The 24,393-nt window shown below is 74.6% G+C and carries 21 protein-coding genes; 13 read left to right on the plus strand and 8 right to left on the minus strand.

Annotation, left to right across the window (positions count from 1 at the left end; genetic code table 11):
* Positions 1-227: 227 nt before the first annotated feature.
* Genes J4557_RS17415 through pqqE form a run of 6 tightly spaced genes read left to right on the plus strand, consistent with a single transcriptional unit; the run spans position 228 to position 5,694 of the window.
* Positions 228-2,417, plus strand: a complete 2,190-nt coding sequence (locus tag J4557_RS17415; protein ID WP_307799913.1) for an outer membrane protein assembly factor BamB family protein — start codon at positions 228-230, stop codon at positions 2,415-2,417.
* Between the two features lie 58 nt (positions 2,418-2,475).
* Positions 2,476-2,634 (plus strand): pyrroloquinoline quinone precursor peptide PqqA, encoded by a 159-nt coding sequence (pqqA, locus tag J4557_RS17420; RefSeq protein ID WP_243775905.1) that lies wholly within the window; start codon positions 2,476-2,478, stop codon positions 2,632-2,634.
* A 10-nt stretch (positions 2,635-2,644) separates the two neighbouring features.
* The gene (gene pqqB, locus J4557_RS17425; protein ID WP_208267637.1) at positions 2,645-3,547 is read left to right on the plus strand and encodes a pyrroloquinoline quinone biosynthesis protein PqqB; all 903 of its coding nucleotides are present in this window, start codon (positions 2,645-2,647) and stop codon (positions 3,545-3,547) included.
* Complete coding sequence (gene pqqC / locus J4557_RS17430) at positions 3,544-4,308, plus strand: pyrroloquinoline-quinone synthase PqqC (RefSeq protein WP_307799915.1); 765 nt, start codon at positions 3,544-3,546, stop codon at positions 4,306-4,308. Before pqqB ends, pqqC begins: the two co-directional genes overlap by 4 nt.
* Positions 4,298-4,591, plus strand: coding sequence for a pyrroloquinoline quinone biosynthesis peptide chaperone PqqD (gene pqqD / locus J4557_RS17435; RefSeq protein ID WP_208267638.1), 294 nt, complete (start codon positions 4,298-4,300; stop codon positions 4,589-4,591). The genes pqqC and pqqD overlap by 11 nt, the downstream gene beginning before the upstream one ends.
* Positions 4,588-5,694: a pyrroloquinoline quinone biosynthesis protein PqqE gene (gene pqqE, locus J4557_RS17440; RefSeq protein ID WP_208267639.1), complete on the plus strand. Its 1,107-nt coding sequence runs from the start codon at positions 4,588-4,590 to the stop codon at positions 5,692-5,694. Before pqqD ends, pqqE begins: the two co-directional genes overlap by 4 nt.
* On the opposite strand, the gene J4557_RS17445 is transcribed toward pqqE, so the two are convergent.
* The 3 genes from J4557_RS17445 to J4557_RS17455 all read right to left on the minus strand — a co-directional run bounded on the left by J4557_RS17445 (position 5,691) and on the right by J4557_RS17455 (position 8,995).
* Positions 5,691-6,374 carry a TetR/AcrR family transcriptional regulator gene (locus tag J4557_RS17445; protein WP_208267640.1) on the minus strand — a complete coding sequence of 228 codons (684 nt, stop codon included), beginning with the start codon at positions 6,372-6,374 and terminating at the stop codon, positions 5,691-5,693. The genes pqqE and J4557_RS17445 overlap by 4 nt on opposite strands.
* A gap of 104 nt (positions 6,375-6,478) precedes the next feature.
* Positions 6,479-8,317: a bifunctional sugar phosphate isomerase/epimerase/4-hydroxyphenylpyruvate dioxygenase family protein gene (locus tag J4557_RS17450; RefSeq protein ID WP_208267641.1), complete on the minus strand. Its 1,839-nt coding sequence runs from the start codon at positions 8,315-8,317 to the stop codon at positions 6,479-6,481.
* Between the two features lie 72 nt (positions 8,318-8,389).
* On the minus strand, positions 8,390-8,995 hold the full coding sequence (locus J4557_RS17455; RefSeq protein ID WP_208267643.1) for a hypothetical protein: 606 nt from the start codon (positions 8,993-8,995) through the stop codon (positions 8,390-8,392).
* A gap of 204 nt (positions 8,996-9,199) precedes the next feature.
* Between J4557_RS17455 and J4557_RS17460 the strand changes: the two genes are divergently transcribed.
* The gene (locus J4557_RS17460; RefSeq protein WP_208267868.1) at positions 9,200-9,952 is read left to right on the plus strand and encodes a MerR family transcriptional regulator; all 753 of its coding nucleotides are present in this window, start codon (positions 9,200-9,202) and stop codon (positions 9,950-9,952) included.
* Between the two features lie 60 nt (positions 9,953-10,012).
* Here J4557_RS17460 and J4557_RS17465 read toward each other — a convergent pair whose 3' ends face one another.
* A complete protein-coding gene (locus J4557_RS17465; protein WP_208267645.1) occupies positions 10,013-10,906 on the minus strand; it encodes a sulfite exporter TauE/SafE family protein in 894 nt (297 codons plus the stop codon).
* Positions 10,907-11,057: 151 nt separating this feature from the next.
* Positions 11,058-12,416, minus strand: coding sequence for an MBL fold metallo-hydrolase (locus J4557_RS17470; RefSeq protein ID WP_208267646.1), 1,359 nt, complete (start codon positions 12,414-12,416; stop codon positions 11,058-11,060).
* A 191-nt stretch (positions 12,417-12,607) separates the two neighbouring features.
* Between J4557_RS17470 and J4557_RS17475 the strand changes: the two genes are divergently transcribed.
* Positions 12,608-12,880 (plus strand): metal-sensitive transcriptional regulator, encoded by a 273-nt coding sequence (locus J4557_RS17475; protein ID WP_208267648.1) that lies wholly within the window; start codon positions 12,608-12,610, stop codon positions 12,878-12,880.
* Between the two features lie 42 nt (positions 12,881-12,922).
* Here J4557_RS17475 and J4557_RS17480 read toward each other — a convergent pair whose 3' ends face one another.
* Entirely contained in the window at positions 12,923-14,155 is a 1,233-nt protein-coding gene (locus tag J4557_RS17480) for an acetyl-CoA hydrolase/transferase family protein (RefSeq protein WP_208267650.1), read from the minus strand.
* 125 nt (positions 14,156-14,280) lie between these two features.
* On the opposite strand from J4557_RS17480, the gene J4557_RS17485 reads away from it, so the two are divergent.
* The 3 genes from J4557_RS17485 (at position 14,281) to J4557_RS17495 (ending at position 18,094) form a co-directional block, all read left to right on the plus strand.
* Positions 14,281-15,147 (plus strand): universal stress protein, encoded by an 867-nt coding sequence (locus tag J4557_RS17485; protein ID WP_208267652.1) that lies wholly within the window; start codon positions 14,281-14,283, stop codon positions 15,145-15,147.
* 122 nt (positions 15,148-15,269) lie between these two features.
* Positions 15,270-16,292, plus strand: a complete 1,023-nt coding sequence (locus J4557_RS17490; RefSeq protein WP_208267653.1) for an Acg family FMN-binding oxidoreductase — start codon at positions 15,270-15,272, stop codon at positions 16,290-16,292.
* Positions 16,293-16,375: 83 nt separating this feature from the next.
* Positions 16,376-18,094 carry a sensor histidine kinase gene (locus J4557_RS17495; RefSeq protein ID WP_208267655.1) on the plus strand — a complete coding sequence of 573 codons (1,719 nt, stop codon included), beginning with the start codon at positions 16,376-16,378 and terminating at the stop codon, positions 18,092-18,094.
* A gap of 36 nt (positions 18,095-18,130) precedes the next feature.
* Here J4557_RS17495 and J4557_RS17500 read toward each other — a convergent pair whose 3' ends face one another.
* Together J4557_RS17500 and J4557_RS17505 are read right to left on the minus strand one after the other, a co-directional pair.
* Positions 18,131-18,709: an Rv1733c family protein gene (locus J4557_RS17500; protein ID WP_208267657.1), complete on the minus strand. Its 579-nt coding sequence runs from the start codon at positions 18,707-18,709 to the stop codon at positions 18,131-18,133.
* A gap of 124 nt (positions 18,710-18,833) precedes the next feature.
* Positions 18,834-20,069 carry an HAD-IA family hydrolase gene (locus J4557_RS17505; protein WP_307799920.1) on the minus strand — a complete coding sequence of 412 codons (1,236 nt, stop codon included), beginning with the start codon at positions 20,067-20,069 and terminating at the stop codon, positions 18,834-18,836.
* Positions 20,070-20,237: 168 nt separating this feature from the next.
* Between J4557_RS17505 and J4557_RS17510 the strand changes: the two genes are divergently transcribed.
* Positions 20,238-20,864, plus strand: coding sequence for a hypothetical protein (locus J4557_RS17510; protein ID WP_208267660.1), 627 nt, complete (start codon positions 20,238-20,240; stop codon positions 20,862-20,864).
* Between the two features lie 51 nt (positions 20,865-20,915).
* Positions 20,916-24,281 (plus strand): WD40 repeat domain-containing serine/threonine protein kinase, encoded by a 3,366-nt coding sequence (locus J4557_RS17515; RefSeq protein WP_208267662.1) that lies wholly within the window; start codon positions 20,916-20,918, stop codon positions 24,279-24,281.
* Positions 24,282-24,393 lie beyond the last annotated feature (112 nt).

A 24,393-nucleotide genomic window follows, 5' to 3' on the forward strand; every position in this document is an offset into this window, starting at 1 on the left:
TCCATCTAGTGGACCAGTTGAACCGTCTAGAGGTTCTAGGACGATCTCACGCGGATCGGCCGTCGGCAATACCCCGGGTGTCGCCTGCTCGCGGCGGACCACGAAGATCCCCTGTCATGACTGGTGAAATTACCGATGTGCAGGAGCCGTTCGAGATGCAGGCTATTGCCAGAGCAGCGGAAGCGGCTTACCGTGTCGTCCGTCGATCGGACCTTTGAGTCCGTCTAGTGGACCACGGAACGGGAGAGAGCATGGATCGACGGAACTTCCTGACCGGGGCCGCCGCGGTCGTCGGCGGCACCGTGGCCTTCACGCCGCTCCGCGCTCCCGCGGCGAACGCCGACGCCGCCTCGACCCGCCTCGCCCTGCCCGTCCCGCCGCAGCCGACCGCCTTCGGCGCCACCGGCCGCGACTTCCCGAAGGTCTGCGGGAACCTCGGCAACCAGAACCACTCCACGCTCCGCGGGATCGACCGCGGCAACGTCCGGCGCCTCGGCGGCGCCTGGCACGTCAACCTGGAGGGCGGCAGCACGTCGGCCCGCTCCCAGCAGAGCACGATCGTCGTCCAGGACGGCGTGCTGTACGTGCAGAGCGGCCAGCAGAACGTCTTCGCCGTCGACGGCCGCACCGGCGAGGTCAAGTGGAAGACCAACGTCGGCTCGCAGCAGACGAACATGCGCGGCGTCGGGCTGGGGGAGGGGCTGGTCTTCACCACGTCCGGTTCCAACATCGTGTACGCGCTCGACCAGAAGACCGGCGCCGTCGTGTGGCAGCGCGAGTTGCTCGTCGCCGGGGAGGGCGACCCGAACTGCGACCCGCAGGAAGGGCAGTGCGGCGGCAACCGCGGCGGCCTCGCCGGCGCCGTCGTCTACTGGGACGGCCTCATCTACGTCGGCACCGAGGGCAGCACCGCCGGCGCCCGCGGCCGCGCCTACGCCCTCGACGCCCGGACCGGCGAGATCGCCTGGACGTTCTGGGGCCCGCCCGGACCCGGCGAGTACGGCAACGACACCTGGGAGGGCGACACCTGGAAGACCGGCGGCGTCGTCTGCTGGATCCACCCGGCGATCGACCCCGAGCTCGGCCTCGTCTACTGGACGTTCGGCAACCCGTACCCGCGCACCAACGGCTCCACCCGCGGCGGGACGAACCTGTTCGCCAACTGCCTGGTCGCGATCGACGCCAAGACCGGGAAGCGCCGCTGGCACTTCCAGTCCGTCCACCACGACATCTGGGACTTCGACAACGTCATGGCGCCGGTGCTGATCGACCTGAGGATCGGCCACCGCACGCGCAAGGTCGTCGTGTACGGCAGCAAGGTCGGGATGTTCTACATCCTGGACCGGGAGACCGGCAAGGGCGTGCACGGCATCACCGAGCGGCCCGTCCCGCAGGAGCCGCGGCAGAAGACCTGGCCGACGCAGCCGTTCCCGGGCGGCGAGCCGTTCGTCCACCAGGCGCCGAGCTTCCACGACACCACACGGCCCGTCCCGTACTACCCGACCGGCGAGATCTTCACGCCCTTCTGGGACGACGCGACCATCCTGTTCCCCGGGGCCGGCGGCGGCGCGGACTGGTCGTACATGTCGTTCAGCCCGCACACCGGGTTCGTCTACGTCGGGTACGGGCTCGTCAACTCCTCCTACTCCAACACCAACGGCGGCCGCGTCAACACCGCCCGGCCGCTCGGCGAGTACTTCTCCGGCGGCATCGCCGCCGTGGACCCGCGCACCAACAAGCCCGTGTGGCGCAAGGAGGGCGAGTGGTCCCTCGCCCACGGCAACGGCATCCTCACCACCGCCGGACGCGTCATGTTCCAGGGCGGCCCGGACGGCGTGCTCCACGCGATGGACGACGCCACCGGCCGCGACCTGTGGAGCTGGCAGTGCGGCGCCGGCGTCCACACCAGCCCGGTCAGCTACGAGATCGACGGCGAGCAGTACGTCGCGGTCTTCGCGGGCGGCAGCTGGCTGCCCTACCCCGACATCCCCAAGGGCGACCACCTGTGGGCGTTCAAGCTGAACGGCGAGGTCGGGCCGGCGCCCGCGCCGACCCCGCCGTCCAAGCGCAACCAGATCCGCACCGCGCCCGTCGCGGGCGCCGATGCGGACAACACCGTCACCCTCGGCCGGATCTGGGACTCCGCCGCCGGCGCGCCCGGCGGCGCGGAGAACACCGTCGCGCAGAACGCGATGTCCCCGCAGCACATGACCGTTCCCGCCGGCACCGAGGTCACCTTCGTCAACCCGTCCGGGAACGAGCACTCGCACGGCGCCGCGTCGTTCTTCGAGCACGTGTTCAACTCGGGGCGGCTCAAGCCCGGCGAGTCCTACAAGCACACCTTCACCGAGCGCGGCGAGTACTTCTACAACGACCCGGTCTTCCCGCAGAGCACCGGGAAGATCGTCGTCCAGTGACCCCCGGGCCGGAGGGCCCCGGGCCGCACAGATCCCCCACGGAAGGGAAGCACCAGAGATGACCCAGCACATCCCCGACGCCGAGACCGCGAACGCCGACGTCCACGACGCCCGGGCGCAGGGCGCCGCCGGGCGGACGGACTCCTGGTCCACGCCCGACTACCAGGTCGTGGAGACCTCCCTGGAAGTCACGGCCTACTTCGGCGTCGAGATCTGATCGCCGGCCGATGAGGGTGCGCGTTCTCGGCACCGCCGCGGGCGGCGGCGTCCCCCAGTGGAACTGCGCGTGCCACGGGTGCGCCGCCGCCCGCGCGCACCCGTCGCGGCGCCGCCGGCACGCCTCGATCGCGATCGAGGCGTCCCCGGGACGCTGGTACGTGGTCAACGCGACGCCGGACATCGCGGAGCAGGTCGAGGCGACCGCGGACCTGCGTCCCGGCCCGGAGCGGCGCCGCAGCCCGGTCGCGGGGGCGGTGCTGACCGACGCCGAACTCGACCACACGCTCGGGCTGCCGCGGCTGCGGGAGGCGGCGAGCCTGCGCGTCGTCGCGACCGCCACCGTCCGCGACGCGCTGGCGGGCGGCCTCCGGCTGGACCGCGTCCTCGCCCCGTACACCGAGCTGACCTGGGCGGAACTCCCCGAGGACGGGGCCGTCCCGCTCGACGGCACCGGAAGCCCGGAGATCGCGGCCGTCCGGGTCTCGGGCAAGCGCCCCCGCTACGCGGCCGGCCTCGACCTGCCGGACGGGGCCTGGTCCGTGGCGTTGCACGTCACCGACCGGCGCGCCGGCACCAGCCTCGTCTACGCGCCGGCGCTCGCCGGGTGGCCGCCCCGGCTCGACCGGGCCCTGTCCGCGGCGGACTGCGTCATCGTCGACGGCACGTTCTGGGACGACGGCGAGCCGTGCCGCTCCGGGTTCACCGAGCGGACCGCCACCGAGATGGGCCACCTGCCGATCACCGGGCCGGGCGGCACGGCCGAACGGCTCGCGGCGCTGCCCGCGGCGCGGCGCCTCTACACGCATCTCAACAACACCAACCCCCTCGTCGACCCCGGCCACGACGGCCACCGTGCCCTCGCCGGAATGGGGATCGAGGTCGCATCGGAAGGCCAGGTGATCGACCTGTGAGCACGACGACGGACGCCGCGCGCCGTCCCGCCCGCCCGCTGCCCTGGACGCCCGGGGAGGTGGAGCGCCGGCTCCGCGGGATCGCCGCCGAGCGCTACCACCACCGGCACCCGTTCAACCTGCGGATGCACGACGGGCTGCTGGCGCCGGAGGAGCTGCGCCGCTGGGTGCTGAACCGCTTCCACTACCAGCGGCACATCCCGATCAAGGACGCGCTCATCCTCGCCAAGCTGGACAGCCGGGAGCTGCGCCGGGCCTGGATCCGGCGCATCCACGACCACGACGGCCGCGACGGCGGCGCCGGGGCGCCCGGGGACGACGGCGGCATCGAGCGGTGGCTGCGCCTCGGCGAGGCCGCCGGCCTGGACCGGGTGCTGCTGCTCTCGGGAGAGGGCGTCCTGCCCGGCGTGCGGTTCGCGGTCGAGGGCTACGTCAACTTCTGCCGCCTCGCGACGCCCCTCGAAGCGGTCGCCTCCTCGCTCACCGAGCTCTTCGCGCCGGACCTGATGGTCACAAGGATCGGGGCCTGGGAGCGCCACTACCCCTGGATCGAGCCGGAAGGGCTGCGCTACTTCCAGGTCCGCGTGGGGCAGGGCCGCCGGGACGCCGACGAGGCCCTCGCGCTGGTGCACCGGTGGGCCGGGACGCGCGCCGACCAGGAGCGGGTGCTGGCGGCGTTCGCCTTCAAATGCGACGTGCTCTGGTCGCTGCTGGACGCGGTCGAGCACGCCACGGCCGCGGGGGGCGCGGATGCCCGCTGAACCCGCTCCGATGACGGCGACGGCGACGGGGGAGACGCGGCCCGCGCTCGCCCGTTCCGTCCTGCTTCGCTACGACCGCGTCCGCCGCGCCGAGCTGCTGCTGATGCCCGAGCGGGCCGTCCTGCTCAGCCCGGAGGCCGGCCGCATCCTGCGGCTCTGCGACGGGCGCCGCACCGTCGACGGCATCATCGCCGCCCTCGCCGCCGACCACCCGGACGCCCCGCTCGACCGGGACGTGCCCGAGTTCATCGAGAGGGTCCGCGCGGAAGGGTGGCTGCGATGACCGAGCCCGCCGCGCCGTGGGCGCTGCTCGCCGAACTGACCCACGCGTGCCCGCTGCACTGCCCCTACTGCTCCAACCCGCTCGAACTCGTCCGGCGGCGCACCGAACTGGCGGCCGACGAGTGGGCGCGGGTCCTCGCGGAGGCCGCCGACCTCGGCGTCGTCCAGGCGCACATCTCCGGCGGCGAGCCGCTCCTGCGCCCCGACCTCGAACGGATCGTGGCGGCGGCGCACCGCGCCGGCGTCTACACCCAGCTCGTCACCAGCGGCCTCGGCCTCACCGCCGGCCGGCTGGACGCGCTGATCGGCGCCGGGATCAACAGCGTGCAGCTGTCGGTCCAGGACGCGGATCAAGCGAACTCCGACCTCATCGCCGGGCGCGCCTCCTACGCCGCGAAGGAGCGGGCCGCGGGCGTCATCCGGGCGGCCGGGCTTCCCTTCGGGCTCAACGTCGTCCTGCACCGGCACAACCTCGACCGCCTGCCGCAGATCATCGAGATGGGCGAGCGCTGGGGAGCCGACCGCGTCGAACTGGCCAACGCCCAGTTCTACGGCTGGGCCCTCCGCAACCGGGACGTCCTGCTCCCCACGGCGGAACAGCTCGACCGCGCGAAACGGACGGTGGCCGACCACCGGGCGAAGGCGCGGCGACCGGAGCTGGTGTGGGTCCTTCCCGACTACCACGAGGGCGTGCCGAAACCGTGCATGGGCGGCTGGGGCGCCCGTTCCATCACGGTGGCGCCCGACGGGACGGCGCTGCCGTGCCCGGCCGCCTACGCGATGACCGGCCTGCGCCCGCCGAACGTCCGCGACCGCCCGCTGTCCTGGATCTGGCGGCGGTCCGGCGCCTTCAACGCCTACCGCGGCACCGCGTGGATGAGCGGGCCGTGCGGTGAGTGCCCGCGCCGCGAGACCGACTTCGGCGGATGCCGGTGCCAGGCGTTCGCCCTGACCGGCGACGCCTCCCGCACGGACCCGGCCTGCGCCCTGTCGCCCGACCACCACCTGGTCCGCGACCGCGCCGGCCGCGCCGGACGGGAGGACGGCGAGGACGGCGCCGCGCCGGACTTCGTCTACCGGCGGCCGGCGAACGCCCGCGACTAGGAGCCGCCGCGGCCGGGACCGCCGCGGCCCGCGCCGGTCAGGTAGGCCACGACCATCTCGCCGATCATCTCGCGGTGCCGCTCCCGGTGCTCGGGCGCCGTCATGTCCCGTCCGAACAGCGCGCCGAACGTGTGCTGGTTCGCGATCCGGAAGAAGCAGAAGGAGCTGATCATCATGTGCACGTCGATGGCGTCCGCCTCGGCGACGAAGTCGCCGGAGGCGCGGCCGGCGTCGAGGATCTGCGAGATCAGCTCCGCCACCGGGCCGCTGAGGGTCGGCAGCGCCTCCGACTTGCGCAGGTGCTCCGCCTGGTGGATGTTCTCGATGCTGACGAGCTTGATGAAGTCCGGATGCGCCTCGTGGTGGTCGAACGTCAGCTCGGCCAGCGTGCGGATCGCCTCCACCGGCGCCAGGTGCTGGACGTCGATCGTCGACTCCAGCTTCCGCACCTCGCCGTACGCCTTCTCCAGCACCGCGACGTACAGCTTCTCCTTGCCGCCGAAGTAGTAGTAGATCATCCGCTTGGTGGTGCGCATGAGCGCCGCCATGTCGTCCACCCGGGCGCCGGCGTACCCGTGCCTCGCGAACTCCCGCTGCGCGACCTCGAGGATCTCCGCGCGGGTGCGGTCGGCGTCGCGCTGGCGCTCTCCCGAGGCGGGCGTGACGGAGTGCGACGGCATGTGACTCCATGAGAGGGGTGCGGACGAGGACACATCCTATGGTGCTCCGGGCGCCCGCCCCGCTCGCTGACCACGAGTGGTCCCGGGGCGGCGCCCGCCGGGGGCTAGCCCGCGCGGCGGCGGGGCCGGGCGTGCTGCGCGGCGAGCCGGACGGGCGCGTTGACGGCGCCGTACCCGCGGTAGCCGCCGATCCGCTGGACGACCTCGAAGAAGACGCGGCCGGTCGTCTCGGTGTAGAAGTGCAGGAACTCGCCGTGCTCGTCCCGGTCGTACAGCAGGCCCAGTTCGCGGAGCAGCCGGTGCCTTTCCGCGCCGAGGTCGTGGCGGGCTTCGAGGTCGTCGTAGTAGTTCTCCGGGATCGCGAGCACCGGGCCGCCCGACGCGCGGAACCGGCGCGCGGCCGCCACGATGTCCCCGCTGGCGAACGCGATGTGCTGCCATGCCAGGTCGTGCGAGCCGTCGTGCGCGCCGACGTGCGCGACATTGAGCGCGATCCGCACCCCGCCGTCCTCGGTGGAGACCGCCCGGCTGCGCATCAGGCCGTACGGGTCCGGCAGCTCGAGGCTCTCGTGCGGACGGAGGCCGAGGACGCTCCGGTAGAACAGCGACGCCTCGTCGAAGTGGTGCCACGGCTGGGTGAGCGCCACGTGGTCGACATGGGTGATCTCACCGGTCGCCGCGGCGGGGCTCCGCCGGCCGGTGGAGAAGTCGTCCGTCCAGCTCGGATGGTCTGGACGCGCCGTCCGGCAGAAGAACACCTCGGTCCCGTCCGGTGCGGCGACGGCGTCCAGCGGGGCGTCGTGCGGTCCCCGCATCCGCGGCAGGACGGGGGCGAGCAGCGCCTCGGCGCGCTTGACCGACGCGGCGGGGTCCGGCGACTCCAGGCCGATCGCGCCGAGCGCGGGACCGTCCGGGCTCTCCGCGCTCCCGCTGTTCACCAGCACGCGGGCGGCGCCCTGCTCCCAGAGCTCCACCGGCTTGCCGGAGTGCACGCCCGTGCGGGCGAACCCGAGGGCCTCCAGCAGTTCCCCGAGCGGGGCGGCGGACGGGGCCGCCAGCTCGGCGAACGCGAAGCCGCTCGGCACGACCGGGCGGGGCGGCGACGTCACCCCCGCCGCCGAGCCGCCGGCGCGCAGGCCGACCTGCTCCTCCAGGGCGATGAGGGAGCGCATGGCGTCCTGCGCCGTGCGCATGGACGCCGCCTGCCGGAAGATGTCGTTGAACACCTCCAGCGACAAGGGCCCGTCGTAGCCCGTCCGCAGGACGTGCGCGACGAGACCCGCCACGTCCATGTCGCCCTGGCCGGGGAAGCACCGGTAGTGGCGGCTCCAATAGAGCACGTCCATCGGCAGCGACGGGGCGTCGGCGAGCTGCAGGAAGAAGATCTTGTCGCCGGGAATGGCGCGGATGGCGTACGGGTCGACGTCCCGGGCGGAGATGTGGAAGCTGTCCAGGCACAGTCCCAGGGCGGGGTGGTCGGCCATGCGGACGATCCGCCAGGCGTGGGCGTAGTCGCTGACGTGCGTTCCCCAGGCGAGGGCCTCGTAGGCGATCCTGATCCCGTGCTCGGCCGCGCGCTCCGCGAGCCGCCGGAGCTGCTCGGCGGCGAGCACGTCGTCGTCGATCGCCGCAGGGGAGACGTTCGAGCACACCAGCATCCGCCGGGCGCCGAGCCGCTCCATCACCGCGAACTTGTGCTCCACGCGGCGCAGCCCTCCGGCGAGCAGGTCCGGCGGCACCGCCTCGAAGTCGCGGAACGGCTGGTACAGCTCCACGGCCAGGCCGAGGTCCGCCGCGCGGTCCCGGACGTCCTCGGGGCTCATGTCGCTGACGAGCAGGTCGTTCTCGAAGATCTCCACGCCGTCGAAGCCGGCGGCGCCGATCGCGGTCAGCTTGTCCGCCAGCGAGCCGCTGAGCGACACGGTCGCGATTGACCTGCGCATGGCGCGATACGCCCCCTCTTTATGGACGAACTAGTACGTTAGCGTAGCAAGGGCGCCGCGCCGGCGCCCCCTTCACGCGGAGCCGCGTTCCCGGCGGAGCCGGCCCCACGGCTTGTAGACGGCGAGGATCGTGGCGAACGCGAGCGCGGAGAGCGACACCGCGGGCGGGAAGAAGAGCGTCCTCACCCTGCCGCTGGACGGCGACCCCGTCAGGAGCCGTTCTCCGTAGTCCGCGACCGCGTCCATGCCCGGCTGGAGCACGACGAGGATGAGGACGCAGAGAAGCAGGTTGAGCGCCAGCTTGACGGCCACCCACCAGTAGCGCACCAGGCCCCACTTGCCGCCCAGGCCGAGCAGGAGGCCCGTCGCGAGGCAGAGCAGCCCGGACAGCAGCATCGGCAGCGCGGCGAACTCCGCGAGCGCCCGGTACGCCAGGCTCCGCACCTCCACGTCGGAGGCGAACCGGCCGGTCAGCACCAGCACCGCGACGATCACGTCGATGCCGAACCACGCGCCGGCCGACAGCAGGTGGAGGACCAGCGCGGCGCGCCGCCACCTCCGGGAGAGCCGCCACGCCCCCGCCGTCCGCTCCCCGGTCACGGCGGCCGGTTCCACGGCCGCACCGCCGGGGTCGCGCCGCGGCTCCTGCTCTCGGTCGCGGGTGGGACGCACGGTCATGATCGGCTCCTTCGGGACGGACCGGTACGCCCGAGGGCGGCGGGTGTCCGGTGGCGATGACCGCCAGCATCCAGGCCGGACGTCCGCCGGGCATCGGCCCGGCGGCGACACCCGGCCTACGCCCCGCGCGGTACGGACCGCGACCGCGCGTGCGCCCTTGACCTTCGAGCCGGGTCGAAGGTCTACCGTCCGGGTGTGAAGACGATGCGGATCTCCCAGCTCGCCGAGCGCTCCGGTGTCCCGGCCACCACCCTGCGGTTCTACGAGACCGCCGGCCTGCTGCGGGCCGACCGGTCCGCGGCCGGGTACCGGCTCTACGGCGAGGAGGCGGTGGAGCGCCTGGCGTTCATCGGTGCCGCCAAGGACCTCGGGCTGCGGCTGGAGGAGGTGTCGGAGCTGCTGCCGGTGTGGGAGTCGGGGGCGTGCGCGGACGTGAAGGCCGATCTCCGCCCGCGCATCGCGGAGCACGCGTCCGCGGCCCGGGCGCGCGCCGCCGAGCTGTCGGCGTTCATCGGCGTCCTGCACCGGGCCTTGGAGCGGCTGGACGAGCTGCCCGACCGGCCGGGCCCCTGCGACGACGAGTGCGGGTTCCCGGCCGCCGAGGCGCCGCCGCTCGCGCACGGCGCCCCCGGCGGAGAGCCCGCCGGGGGCGGGGGTGAACGGTGGCGGACCGCTCCGGTCGCCTGCTCGCTGGAAGGCGGCGCGCTCGGCGAGCGGACCGAGCAGTGGCGGCGGCTGGTCGGTGACGCCGCAAGGCGCCGGGTCGAGGACGGGGTCAGGCTCACCGTGCCCGCCGACCGCGCCACCGACATCATGGCGCTCGCCGCCGCCGAGCAGCGGTGCTGCCCGTTCTTCGACTTCCGGCTGCATCTCGACGGCCCGGTGCTGCACCTGGAGGTGCGCGCGCCCGATGAGGGCGCAGGGACGCTCACCGAGCTGTTCGGCCCGGGAGACTGACCCGTCGGCCGGAGGCGCGCGACCTTCGTCGACGGTCCGGCCGGTGCGGGGCCTGGCGGATCAGCGTGAGGCGTGATCCGGACCGGCCGGGCGTATCGTCCGGCAGAGCAGCGAGGCTCCGGCGGCCAGGGCCAGCAGGGTCCCGGCGAAGGCGCCCCAGCCGGGCGGCGTACCGAGCAGCGCGTGGCGCGCCCCGTCCGGGATCTGCTCGGTGACCACGAACACGGCCATCGCCACGACGAACCAGCCGAAGGCGCGGCGGAGCCGGTCCGGCTCGACGCGTCCGGTGAGCCGCGAGCCGGCGAGGCTGCCGGCCACGGCGACGCCGGTCACCGCGAGGGTGAGGGGCCAGTCGAGCTGGACGCTCTGCAGGTGCCCGGCCAGGCCCGCGAACGAGTTGGCCGAGATGACCAGCAGGGAGGTGCCGACGGCGGCGGGCAGGGCCAGCCCGCCCAGCAGGACGAGCGCGGGCACGATCAGGAACCCGCCGCCCGCGCCGATCAGGCCGGTGACCAGCCCGACCGCGGCGCCGTTCAGCAGGGTCCGGCTCGCCGGCCGAGGCTGCGGGGCGTCGCCGGAGGCCCCGGGACGGGTGCGCGAGCCCCCGCACAGCATCGCGAACGCGGTCATCGCCATCATCACGCCGAAGCCCGCCAGCAGCACTCCCGAGGGGAGGAACGTCGCGAGCCGTCCGCCGAGATAGGCGCCCGCCATGCCCGCGGCGCCGAACAGCAGGCCGGTGCGCCAGCGCACCCGTCCCGCGCGCGCGTGCGGGAGCACGCTGACCGCGCTGGTCACGCCGACGACGAACAGGGACATGGCGATGGCCCGCTCCGGGGCGGCGCCCGCCAGATACACCAGGACCGGGACGGTCAGGATCGACCCGCCGCCTCCCAGCAGGCCCAGGGTGACGCCGACGGCGACGGCGGCGGCGAGAGTGAGGGCGAGCGTCATCCGGGACCTCCGTCCGCCATGTGGCGCACCGGGCGTTGGGCGGGCGTGCGCACGTCCGGCGGCCGCGGCGAATCAGGCGGGGCCGGGCGCGCGCGGAGGGGCGCGGCGTCGAGCAGGGCAGGGGCAAGGGGCATGGGAGGTCTCCTCGATGTCAGGCGGCCGCGACGATCGGAAGGCCGGTGAGGGAGCCGGCGCGGTACTCGTCGTCGATCGCCACGACCCGCCGGCCCGCGGCGGCCAGGATCGACGCGGCGATGGACGCCCGGTAGCCGCTCTGGCAGTGCACCCAGACCTCGCCCGCGGGGACGTCGTCCAGGCGCCGGAGCAGATCGTGCAGCGGGACGTGCACGGCGCCGTCGATCCGGGACCCGGACCACTCCTGGTCGCGGCGGACGTCCAGGACCACGACCGGACGGTGGTGGCGGACGGACGCCAGATCGGCGAACGTCGCCGTCGGCAGCGTCCTCGGGTCGCCGGACGACCAGTCCTCCGGGCCGCCGGTGGCGGCCGCGGCGGGCCGGTCGATGCCGATCCGGACCAGCTCCCGCTGCGCGGTCGCGACGTCCTCGGCCGTCTCGCCCAGCAGGGTCACCGGCGTTCCCCAGGGGATCAGCCAGCCGAGGTAGGTCGCGAAGGCGCCGTCGAGCCCGAAGTTGAGCGCGCCCGCCGCGTGCCCGGCCGCGAAGGCCGTGCGGCTGCGCAGGTCCACCACCCATTCGCCGGCGTCGATCCGGTCGCGGATCTCCGCGGCGTCCGCGCGGTGCGGCTCGGACAGGTCCGGGGCGTCCGGGCCGGCGGTGTTCGCCGGGCCCATGTGGGCGTAGTACGCCGGGTAGGCGTCGAGCCCGGCGAGCAGCGTCTCGACGTACTCCCGCTCCTCCAGGGTCAGCGCCGGGTTCGCGCCCTTCTCGCGTCCGATGGTGGACGCGGCGGCCTGCGACTGCGTGGAGGAGCAGAAGCTGCCGAACCCGTGCGTCGGGAAGACCTCCGCGTCCTCGGGGAGTTCGTTCGCCAGCCGGTGGGCGGACCCGTACTGGGCGCGGACGAGCGCGCCGGTGTGCTCCGGGCCGAGCAGGTCGGGCCTGCCGGTCGACCCGTACAGCAGGGATCCGCCGGTGAAGACGGCGGGGGCGCGTCCCGGCGCCTCCAGCACGTACGACAGGTGGGTGAAGGTGTGGCCGGGCGTCGCGATCGCGCGGACGCGCATCTCCTCGCCGATCTCGACGACGTCGCCGTCGCCCACCGGGTGGCGGTCGAACGCGACGGGGTCCGCGGCGTTGACGTGGTAGGCCGCCCCGGTCGCCCGCGCGAGCGCGAGCCCGCCGGTCACGTAGTCGTTGTGGACGTGGGTCTCGAAGACGTCCGTGACGGTGACGCCCCGCTCGCCCGCGAGGTCCAGGACCCGGTCGATGTCGCGCTGCGGGTCCACGACGAACGCGACCCGCCCGTCCGTGACCAGGTAGGCGCGGTCGCCCAGGGTCGGCGTGTCAATGGAGACGATCTCGATCAACGTGGCCCTCCTCCGATGCGGATATACCCCATGGGGTATCTCTCCGCCCCAGGTTAGCCCGCGGCCGGCGCCGTCCGCAAATACCCCCCGGGGTATTCAATGTCACAGGCGATCCGCGGCTGGAGGCGCTCTTCCCGGGTGCCGGCGGCGGCTGGGCCGGATACCCTGGGGGGTAACCAAGGAGGGGACGTATGGAGCTCGAGCGGGATTCACTGGCCGACGTCATCGTGCGGCTGAAGCGCGCCCAGGGACAGCTCGGCGGCGTGATCCAGATGATCGAGAACGAGCGCGACTGCAAGGACGTGATCACGCAGCTCGCCGCCGTCTCCCGGGCGCTGAACCGGGCCGGATTCAAGATCATCGCCACGGGCCTGGAGCAGTGCGGCGCCCAGGGCGGCGACGACCCGGCCCAGGCCGCGGTCGACCGGGCTCAGCTGGAGAAGCTCTTCCTCACCCTCGCCTGACCCCCCCGGCTCCGGGCCCGCGGGCCCGCGCGGAGCAGGGCGTCAGGCGAGCGGGAGGCCGAGTTCGCGGCCCTGCTCGCGCAGCTCGTCGCGGGCGGACGGGTGCGCGACGTTGTCGATGATCTGCTCGGCCTGCGACACGGCGTCGTTGCCCCAGACGGTGGCGGCGCCCTGCTCGCTGACGATGTAGCTGTGCTGGAACGACGTCACCGGGCCGGCCAGCCGCGCGAGGACGGTGGAGACGTCCGCGCGGGGATGCCAGGACGGCAGGGCGATGACGGCGTGCCCGCCCGGGGAGTGCAGCGCCCCGACGACGAAGTCGGTCTGCCCGCCGAAGCCGGAGTAGATCGTCCCGCGCACGCGGCTGGCGTTGGCCTGGGCGAACAGGTCGACCTGGAGCGCGGAGTTCACCGAGACCATGCGCGGCCTGCGGGCGATGAGGCTCGGGTCGTTGGTCTTCTCGGTGCGCAGCATCCGGATCCGCTCGTTGCGGTCGGCCCAGTCGTAGAGCTCGCGGCTGCCGAAGGCGAACGAGGCGGTGATCGGGGCCCCGGTGTCGAGCGCGCCGGCCTTCTCCAGCGCCAGGACGCCGTCGCTGAACATCTCCGACCAGACCCCGAGGCCCCGGCGGTCCAGCAGCGAGGCGAGCACCGCGTCCGGGACCGCGCCGATGCCGAGCTGGAGCGTGGCGTGCTCGGGGACGAGCCGCGCGACCCGCTCGCCGATCAGGTGGGCGACCTCGCCGGGCGGCCGCGGCACCGGCGTCGCGAGCGGCTCGTCGACCTCGATCGCGTAGTCGATCTCGTCCTCGGCGAGGACGGCGTCGCCGAAGGTGTAGGGCATCTGCGGGTTGAGCTGGGCGATGACCAGGCCGCCGCGGGCCCGGACGGCCTCGATGGCCGCCGGGAGGATGTTGACCTCGATGCCCAGGGAGACGGTCCCGGCGGACGGCGCCGAGGTCTGCACGATCACCACGTCCGGCGGCAGCGACTCCTTGAGCAGGTTCGGGACCAGCGACAGCCGCGACGGGAAGTACCGCAGGTTCGCGCGGCCGCGCATCCCGGCCCCGACGAACGGCGTCTCGAGGTCGACCCCCTCGCGCTCGGGAAATTCCCCCTGCGCGTTGAGCATGAACAGCCGGTACTCGCCCATCGCCGCGTCCGCGATCTCCAGAGCGCGGCGCGGCGCGGCGAAGTTGCCGCCGGCCACGATCCTCGGGCGTCCCGGCATCCCGGCCAGGACGCGGGCGAGGTGCTGCTCTGAGATGACGCGCATGGAGATGCCTTTCCCTGGGGAGGCGGGGGCCGCTCCCACCCCATCATGGCCCGGGCGGATCATGATCTCCGGGTCCGGTTCCGGGTCGTCCGTTACACCTGCCTCACGGGGGAGATGTGTCGGGAATGAACGGACTGGACAGGGCCCAGCGACCGCACGTCCTGCTCGGCTACGACGCCACCGAGGATAACGAGGCCGCCCTGCGCTGGGCGGCCGACGAGGCGCGCCTGCGAGGGCTGGACCTGGTGCTGTGCCATTGCTGGCACTGGCCGTACTCCGCTGACCACGTGGACGACGACGTCGAGGCGATCATCAAACGGGCGGGGGAGAAGCTCCTCGAGCGAGGGGAGGCGCGGGCGGCCGGGCTCGGCGCCCCGGGGGCCGTCGGCGGGCGGCTGAGGGCCGGGCCGGTGGCGGACGCGCTGGTGCGCGAGTCCGAGGACGCGGAACTGATCGTGATCGGCTCCCGCGAGCGGCACGATCTGCCGACCGGGTCCACCGCGGCGCGGCTGCCGGCGCGGGCGCGCCGTCCCGTGGTGACCGTCCGCCGCAACGGCCGGACCCGCGGCCTCGTCGTCGCCGGCGTGGACGGTTCCCCGGGCGGTGACGCCGCGCTCGGCTTCGCCATCGAGGAGGCCGCGCTGCGCGAATGGAGCCTGCGGGTGGTGTTCGGGGTCTGGGAGCCGGGGGCGGTCGATGAGGCGGAGCTGGCCCTGTTCGCCGACAAGGAGCGGCTCGCCCAGGTCAAAGCCGTGACGCTGGAGCGGGCCGTCGCCCCGTGGCGGGGGCGCTACCCGAAGGTCGATCTCCGGGCCTCGCTGGTCATGGGCCGCCCGCGCGAGGCGCTGCTGGAGGCGGCGGAGGACGCCGACCTGCTGGTGGTCGGGGACCGCGGCGCGGGCGGGCTCGGCCCGCCGCTCCTCGGAGCGACCAGCTCGGCGATGCTCCGGCACGCCCCCTGCGCGGTCGCCATCGTCCCGTCCCCCGCCTGATCCCCGCATGCCGGACGGCGGTCCGAGGCGTGCCGAACGGCATCGCACGCATGGACCTTCGGCCCTGTCGCAGCTCAGGCCGCGGATGGTGGGCTGGAAGGGCACAGGGAGGGAGCGACCAGATGCAGACCAGGAGCGAGGTGCCCGCCGGCGCGGCCGGCACCGTCCGCGACGCCGTCCGCGGTGCGGTCGAGGACGCGATCCAGGCACCGTCGGTGCACAACACCCAGCCGTGGCTCTTCGGCGTGCGCGGGTCGCGCATCAGCCTGCGCGCCGACCCGGAACGCCGCCTCGACGTCGCGGACCCGCAGGGCCGGGAGATGCTCATCAGCTGCGGCGCGGCCCTGTACAACCTGCGGCTGTCGCTGCGCGCCCGGGGGTTCGAGCCGGTGGTCCGGCCGCTGCCCGATCCCGACCGCCCGCACCTGCTCGCGGACGTCTACGCCGAGCCCGACCCCGAGCAGGCGGACGCCGACACCTCGCGCGACCACGCGCAGATCGCACGGCGCCGCAGCCACCGCGGCGGGTTCCGGGACGTCCCCGTGCCGGACGGCGTGCTGAACGCCCTGCGCCACGAGGCCGAACGCGAGGGGGCCCGGCTCGTCCAGGCGGTCGACGCGCACGTCAAGGGCGCGCTCGCCGCGCTGACCGACGCGGCCGAGCACGTCCAGCGGCGCGTGCCGTCCTACGCGGCGGAGATCGCCCGCTGGGCCCCGTCCCCGAGGACCGCCCGGCGGGACGGCGTCCAGCAGGGCTCCTACCCCGCGCGGACGCCCCGGACGGAACCGAACTTCGCGGCCCGGGACTTCGCCCGCGGCCACGGATGGGGCGTCGAGCCGGCCGGCGACCACGGCGACGCCCTCGCCGGGATCGTGGTCCTGCTCGTGACGGCCGAGGACACGCCCGGGGCATGGCTGCGGGCGGGACAGGCGCTGGAGCGCGTCCTGCTGCGCGCCGCCGAGCACGACCTGGCGGCCGCCTACCACACGCAGGCGCTCCAGGTCCCGGAGCTGCGCGCGTTCATCCGGCACCACTTCTGCGGCGACGCCCATCCGCAGATGCTGCTGCGCATCGGCGTTCCGGAGGGCGGGGACCTGACGACCGTGCGCCGGCCCGTCGAGGACGTCCTGAGCGAGGAGACCTGATCAGAGAGCCCGCCCCCGCGTCGCCGGCTCCGCCGGGCACCGCCGGGTCCAGGCCGTCCAAGGGGGTCGGAGATACTGGGGGCGTGGGCGACGATTCCCGGCCGGGCGAGGATCGCGCCCGGCTGCTCCTGCCCCAGCTGCAACTGGACGATCTCCTGGCGGAGCTGCAGGCGCGGCTGGAGACCGCGCGGTCGACCCGTGACCGGGTGCACGCCCTGCTGGAGGCCGTCGTCTCCATCGGCGGCGAGCTGGACCTGGAGACGGTGCTGCAGCGGATCGTCCACGCCGCGACCACGCTGGTCGACGCGCGCTACGGCGCGCTGGGAGTGATCGGCGAGGAGGGGGAGCGGCTCGTCCAGTTCGTCACCGTGGGCGTCGGCGACGAGGAGATCGCCGAGATCGGGCACTGGCCGCACGGCAGGGGCATCCTCGGGCTGCTGATCAAGGATCCGCGCCCGCTGCGGCTGCCGGACCTGAGTGATCACCCCGAGTCGTACGGGTTCCCGGCGAACCATCCGCCGATGCGGACGTTCCTCGGCGTGCCCATCCGGGTCCGCGACGAGGTGTTCGGCAACCTCTACCTGACCGAGAAGGCCGGCGGCGGGGAGTTCGAGGAAGAGGACGAGATCGTGGTGACCGCGCTGGCGACGGCCGCCGGCGTCGCGATCGAGAACGCCCGGCTGTACGAGGAGGGGCGGCGCCGCGAGCGGTGGCTGGAGGCGTCGGCCGAGATCTCCACCACGCTGCTGTCGGGCATCGACCCCCACGAGGTCACCTCGCTGGTCGCCGAGCGCGCGCGCCAGATCGCCGACGCCGACCTGGCGAACGTGGCGCTGGCCGACGAGGACGGCCGCGTGTTCATGGTGGAGGCCGCCGACGGCACCGGCGCCGACCGCCTGCGCGGGTTGCGCGTGCCGCTGGGCCATCCGGTGGCCGGGCCGGTGTTCCGGGAGGGCGTCGCCGTGCGGCTGCCCGACGGCGCGGAGGCGGCGCGGCAGGCCGGCGCGCCGGCCGACGTCCCGGTCGGGCCGGTGCTGGTGGTGCCGCTGGGCGTGGGCTCGTCGGCCCGGGGCGTCCTGGCGGTGGTCAACCGGCCGGGCGGGCCGGTGTTCTCCGAGGCCGCCCAGCGGCTGCTGGAGGCGTTCGCGGGACAGGCCGCGGTGGCGCTGGAGCTGGCCGACCGGCGCCGGGACGCCGAGCGGCTCGCGCTGCTGGAGGACCGCGACCGCATCGCGAAGGACCTGCACGACACCGTCATCCAGCGGCTGTTCGCCACCGCGATGACGCTGATGGCCGCGATCAAGATCGCGCAGCGGCCGGAGGTGGCGGCCAGGATCCAGCGCGCCGTCGACGACCTCGACGACACGATCCGGCAGATCCGGTCGTCGATCTTCGCGCTGCAGGCGAACGGTGACGAGGAGTCGCTGCGCGGCCGCGTGCACGCCGTGGTCGACGCCGCCGCCGAGCACCTCGGGTTCGCGCCGTCGGTGCGGGTGGACGGCCTGCTCGACACGGCGGTCGGCGACGAGATCGGCGAGCACCTGCTCGCGGTCCTGCAGGAGGCCCTGTCGAACGTCGCGCGGCACGCCCGCGCGGGCCGGGTCACCGTGGCGGTGGACGTCGGCGACGAGCTGATCCTGCGGGTGGAGGACGACGGGGTCGGCATCCCCGAGGGCGGCCGCCGCAGCGGCCTGCGCAACATGCGCGAACGCGCCGAGGGGCTGGGCGGCTCGTTCGGCACCCGGCCCGGCGCGGCCGCCGGCACCGTCCTCGTCTGGCGCGTCCCGCTGCCGGACTCCTGACCTGCGCCCCCCTGACGGCCGGCGCCGGCCGTCCGGTCAGGGGCCGATGCTGTGCCGGTCGAGCCCGGCCCAGGCGGCGTCCCACCGCTCGTCCCGGAGCCGGTCGCAGCGGCGCCGGACCAGCATGTACAGGCCGCCGAACGTCAGTCCCACCGCCGCCAGCGCACCGAGTTCGTAGGCCGCGGTGTCGCTGACGGTCCGCGCGTGCGTCCGGGGCGGCTCGTCCCTGACGCCTTCCGGACCCGCCCAGAGGTGCAGACGCGCGCCCACGGCGGCACCGCGCCAGGTCACGTAGCCGGCCGTGCGCCGCGCCCCGGTCGCGTCGGTCCAGGTGACCGTCACCTGGCGCCCGGACACCTCTTCCTTGGCCGCGGTGACGGTGGCCTCGACCTTCCGGAGCGTCGCGGCCTCCCGGTGCTCGGTCCGGACGCCGGCGCCGTAGACGTCCTGGGCGACGCGGACCGAGACGAGGGAGGCGACCACCGCGCACCCGGCCAGGAGGAGCAGCCCGATCAGCCACTGGGCGCGGTCCACGTCGCGCCGCAGCTCGTTGCGGTCGAATCCGCAGCAGCGCCGCAGGCGATTCAGCCGCTCCCCGATACCGCCGGTTCCCATGGCGTCCTCCAGCCGTTCTCCCTGCCAGCAGGTTAGGAACCCGGCCGGGCCGCCGGAAGGGCCGGAAGGCCCTTGTCAGGAAACTCCCTGGAAAGCGGCGGCCGGTCCGACCCGCGGCGGCCCTTCAGCGGCGCAGGACGAAGGTGGTCATGCGGACGCCGGGGCGGCCGTGCAGGTCGGGGCGGTCCGCTCGGTGGACGAGGCGCAGGCCGACGCTCTCGGCCAGCGCGATCGTCTCCTCCGCCGGAACGTCGAACATCCGGCGGCCCGGCGGGACGGGACCGTGCCGGACGACCAGCACGACCGTGGCGTCCGGCGCGAGCAGCTCGGCGACGCGCTTGATGCCGTGCGCGCGCTCCGAGGCGTCCAGGTGCATCCAGACGGCGCTGAGGAGCAGCAGGTCGAACTCGTCGCCGCGCCCGCGCAGCACGGGCAGGTCGGGCAGCCGGTCGTCCACCCACTCGATCGGCCGGCCGGCGTGCAGGCGCCGCCCGTGCGCCCGCATCTCGGCGACGGGTTCGGCGGCGACCACCCGGTGCCCGAGGCCGGCGAGCGCGGCGGCGTCGCGGCCCGTCCCGGCGCCGATGTCGAGGACGCGCGCGGGCGCGGCCGGCAGGAACGGCAGCGCCTCCTCGTGGACGTCGGCGAACGCCACGCTCTCGTACTGCTCCGCCAGCGCGTCCGCCGCCCCGGCGTAGCCGGCGGTGCCGTCCGCCAGGCCGAGCAGGCGGGGGAGATCGCGCATGTCGTCGAAGACGACCGTGCCCGGCCCCTCGAGCCAGTCCGCCGGAGTCAGGCCGCCCGCGTACCCGAGGACGCGCATGCCGGCGGCGCGGGCCGCCTGGACGCCGTAGCGGCTGTCCTCCACCACGACGCAGCGGGCGGGGTCGACGCCCATCTCCCGGGCGGCGAGCAGGAACAGGTCGGGGGCGGGCTTGCCCTGCGCGACCTGCGTCGCGCTGAAGATCCGGCCCTCGAAGTGCCCGTACAGCCCCGTCCGGCCGAGCGTGTGGCGCATCTTGTCGTGGCTGCCGCTGGACGCCACGCAGGTCGGCAGGGTGATGGCCGCCAGCGCGTCGGCGATGCCGTCGACCGGCGCCAGCTCCGCGTCCACCGCCTCCCGGTGCAGCCGCTCGAACCGGCGGCCCGCCTCGGCGGTCAGCTCCGGCCCGAGCCGCGCCTCGATCAGCTCGTTGATCGACGCGGTCGACCGGCCCACGAACCGTTCGGTCACCTCCGCCTCGCTCAGCGGCCAGCCCAGCGCGGTCAGCACCGCCGAGTGGGTGCGCACCGCGATGGGTTCGCTGTCGACCAGCACGCCGTCGCAGTCGAAGATCACCAGTTCGATCGAATCAGTCACGAGGCACTTATACATGCATAACCGGCATGGGTGCGCTCGCCGCGAGGGTGCCGCGGATGCGGAACTCGTCCGCTATCGACCGAAGGATCCCGCGAGGCGGTGCCCCGTCAGTAGGGTGTGATCACCCCGGCGAGCGCCGCCGGTCCGGCCGACAAGGAGATCTGAGCAGTGGTCGTCACCTTCAACACGACCGGCCTGCAGCGCGTCGACGAGACGACCTGGGTCCATCCCGGCACCGGCGACTGGATCACCCAGAAGGTCACGAACTCGCCGCTGGGGGAGCCGGCCTGGCTGGAGGACGTCTCCGCCATGCGGCGCAACCTGGCCGCCGGATACGCGCGGATGGGCTGCCTCATCGAGGCCGAGCCGGTGGTGCTCGGCGGTGTCCGCGGCGTGTGCCAGGTGGTGAAGGCGCCGATCCCGAACGCGCCCAGCGGTCAGGTGTTCATGGCGAACATCTTCCTGGCCAAGGCCGACCGCTACGTGATGTTCGGCTGCTCCGCCGCCGAGAAGGGCGTCACCGGGATGCGCGAGGCGACCATCATGGCGACGCTCGGCGTCGGGCTGGACGGATGGCTGCTCCCGCATCCCTACGCGCCCGAAGTGACGGGCGCGCTGCCGTTCCACCGCGGCGACGACCCGGCATGGGACGCGCAGTTCCCCGACCACCCGCTGTCGCGGGTGCGGGCATGGGTGCGGTGGGCGACGGCCACGGCGACGGTCGACCCCGGCTTCGCGGCGCTGCCCGAGTTCGCGCCCGGCGGCGCGGCCCCGGGCGCCGGCTCCGGCCGCTGACCGAACGGGGCGCCGGCCGTGGACCCGACGCGACCGGGGGAGCGAGGACGGATGGCGGCGGGCGGCGCGTGGCGGGCCGGCCAGGTCGTCGACGGGCGCTACCAGGTCCTCCAGGTGCACGAGGGCGGCGCGATGGGCGTCGTGTACCGGGTCCGGCACCTGGAATGGGCCACCGACCTCGCGGTGAAGTGCCCGCGCGCGGAGCTGTTCGCGAGGGAGGCGGAGCGGGACCGGTTCATCGCCGAGGCGGAGATCTGGGTGTCGCTGGGCCTTCATCCGAACGTGTGCGGCTGCCACTACGTGCGCGTCCTGGACGGCGTCCCGCGGGTGTTCGCCGAGTACGTGCCCGGCGGCAGCCTGCGCGACTGGATCGATGACCGCCGGCTGTACACCGGCGGCCGGACCGAGGCGCTCGCCCGGATCCTGGACGTGGCGGTGCAGTTCGCGTGGGGACTGGCGCACGCCCATGACCGCGGGGTCGTGCACCAGGACGTCAAGCCCGCCAACGTGCTGATGGACGGCACCGCGGACGGGGCCGTCGCGAAGGTGACCGACTTCGGGCTGGCGAGGGCGCGGGCCGTGGCCGGCCCGGCGGCGGACGCCCCGGCCGGGCCGGCGGCCTCGGACGCGCCTCCGATGGCGAGCATCATGGTCTCCACCATCGGCCTGACCCCCGCCTATGCCTCACCGGAGCAGGCCGCGGGGCTGCCCGTGGGGCGCCGCACCGACATCTACAGCTTCGCCGTGTCCGTGCTGGAGATGTTCACCGGCGGAATCGCCTGGAGGTCGGGGACGGCGGCGGGCGCCGCGCTCGCCGCGTGTCGCGAGGATCCCGTGCCGGGGATGCCCGGACTGCCGCCGGAGCTGGCCGACCTGCTGGACGGGTGCCTGAAGCCGGACCCGGCCGAACGGCCCGCGTCCCTGACCGAGGTCGCCGCCGAACTCGCGGAGATCCACCGGCGGGCGGCCGGGGCGCCCCGCCCGCGTCCGGCCCCGGTCGTCGCGGACCTGCGCGCCGACGAGCTCAGCAACCGCGGCGTGTCCCTGCTGGACCTCGGGCGCCCGGCCGAGGCGGACGAGGCGTTCGCCGCGGCGCTGGCCGCCGACCCGCAGCACCCGGACGCCACCTACAACGCCGGCCTGCTCCGCTGGCGGCGCGGCGAGTGCACCGACGAGGACCTCGTCTCGGCCCTCGACGCGGCGGGTTCCGCGGGCGCCGACGCGGGCGGCGCCCGCCGGCTGCTGGCGCAGGTGCACCGCGAACGCGGCGACCACGACCTGGCGGACGCGATGCTCGGCCGCGACGGGCCCGCCCCGTCCCGGCCGTCGAGCGGCACGCGCCGCATCCCCTGGTACTCCTACCAGGAGCGCGTCGAGACGTTCGACGGCATGCGGATCCCGCGGCAGCCCCCGACGATGGGCGTCCGGTTCACCGGCGACGGGCGGCGGGCGGTCGTCGCCTGCGACGGCGTGCTGCGCGTGTGGGACGTCGCAGACGGCCGCTGCCTCGGGGAGCTGGCGGCTCCGGGCGTCGAGTCCACCCTCGGCGTCAGCGGCGACGGCCGTTCCGCGATCACGGCCGGTCCGGACGCCGTGCACTTCTGGGACCTGGCCGGGGGACGCCGCCTGCGGGCGATCGGCGCACCCGACGGCTGGAACCGGGCCATGTGGTCGTCGTCGGTGTGCCTCTCCGGCGACGGGCGGACCGCCGCGTCGGCCGCGTACGACGGGACCGTCCTCGTATGGGACTTCCCCGGCGGCGGGCTCCGGCTCGCGATCGACGGGCACCAGGGCAGGGCGGTCACGGCGCTCGACGCCGGCGGGCGGCTCGTCCTCACCGCCGGCCGCGCGGACGGCACGGCGCGGCTCTGGGACGTCGCGACGGGCCGCTGCGTCCGCGTCCTGGACGCCCGCGTCCGCGACGGCTTCAAGGCCGTCGACGAGGTCTGCCTCAGCGCCGACGGGAGCCGCGCGGCCCTGGCCGCGGGCGGGAGGATCCGCCTCTGGGACCTCCGCACGGGGGACGTCCGCACCCTGCCGGGGCATGCCCGGGTGGTCGGCTCGCTGTCGATGTCGGACGGCTTCCTGGTGTCGGTGGGCGCGGACGACACCGTCCGGCTCTGGACGCTCGACGGCGGGCAGTGCCTGCGCACCTTCCGCGGCGACGGCCCGGCACGGGCGGCTCACCTCGTCCCGGACGCGGGAGTGCTGCTGTCGGCCTGGCAGTCCGGCCTGCGCTGGTGGGCGGTGCCTCCGCGGAGCGCCGCGCCGTTCCAGCTGAGCAGGCCGCGGCGGCACGCCGAGCTGAGCGGGCTCGACGCCACGGTGACCGATCTGATGGACCGGGCGCGCCGGGCGGACCCGCGGACGGCCCTGTCCCTGCTCGCCGAGGCCAGGTCCGTCCCCGGGCACGAGCGGGAGCCGCGACTGCTCGGCGCGTGGCGGGACCTCGGCCGCTCCGCGACCAGGACCGGGCTCCGCTCCGCGTGGCCGGCCGGGGTCTTCGAGTCCGGCGCCGCGCCCTTCGCGGTGGACCCGCACCCGGACGGCCGGACCGCGGTGGCCGGAGGGCTGGACGGCACGGTCCGGCTCTGGGACGTCGAGAACGGCACGCGACTGCGGGAGTTCGCGAAGCACCCGAGCGCCGTCAACACCGTCGCCATGGGTCGCGACGGCTCGCGGGCCGTGGCCGTGAGCCGCGATGGAACCGTCTCCGCATGGTCGCCGGCGACCGGCGAGCGCATCGAGACGATCGAGCGGCTGGGCCCGCTGGGCGCAGGCGCCGCCGCGTTCGACGGCGACGCGCGGCGCGCCGCCGTGGCCGGCGCGGACGCGGTGATCCGGATCTGGAACCTCGACACCGGCGCGTGCGAGCGGGAACTGCCGGGTCACACCGGGAAGATCACCGCGCTCCACACCGGACCGGGGCCGATCGCGTCCGCCGGAGCGGACGGGACGGTGCGGCTCTGGGACCCCGAGACCGGCGAGTGCCTGCGCGTTCTGCAGGGCCACACCGACTGGGTGATGTCGGCGTGCCTGAGCCCGGACGGCCGCCGCGTCCTCTCCGCCGGCGGCTACACCGACCGCACGATCCGCCTGTGGGACGCCGCGACCGGCGAATGCCTGCGCGTCTTCGGCGACGAGCCCGATGATCCCCGGGGCGTCGACTCGGTGCCGGCGGTCCCGTCCAAGCGCGTCCGTTTCACCCCCGACGGCCGGTTCGCGGTCTCCGGCGGATCCGACGCCGCCGTGCGGATCTGGGACCTCGGCAGCGGACGCTGCCTGCGCGTCCTCGACGGCCACACGGGAGCGGTGAACGCCGTCGCGATCAGCGCCGACGCCCGGTTCGCGCTCTCCGCGAGCATGGACGGGACCCTGCGGCGCTGGGAGCTCGACTGGGACCTGCACGTCCCCTGACAGCGGAGCCCGCCGCGAAGAGGCGGAGCGAGCGCGCGGCCCGCGGGGTCGTCGGCTCGGCGGTCGGCGAGGGCAAGGGGCGGTCAAGTGTGGGCGCTGCCCGTTCCAGGAT

The sequence above is a fragment of the Actinomadura nitritigenes genome (assembly GCF_017573545.1).
Classification (GTDB): domain Bacteria; phylum Actinomycetota; class Actinomycetes; order Streptosporangiales; family Streptosporangiaceae; genus Spirillospora; species Spirillospora nitritigenes.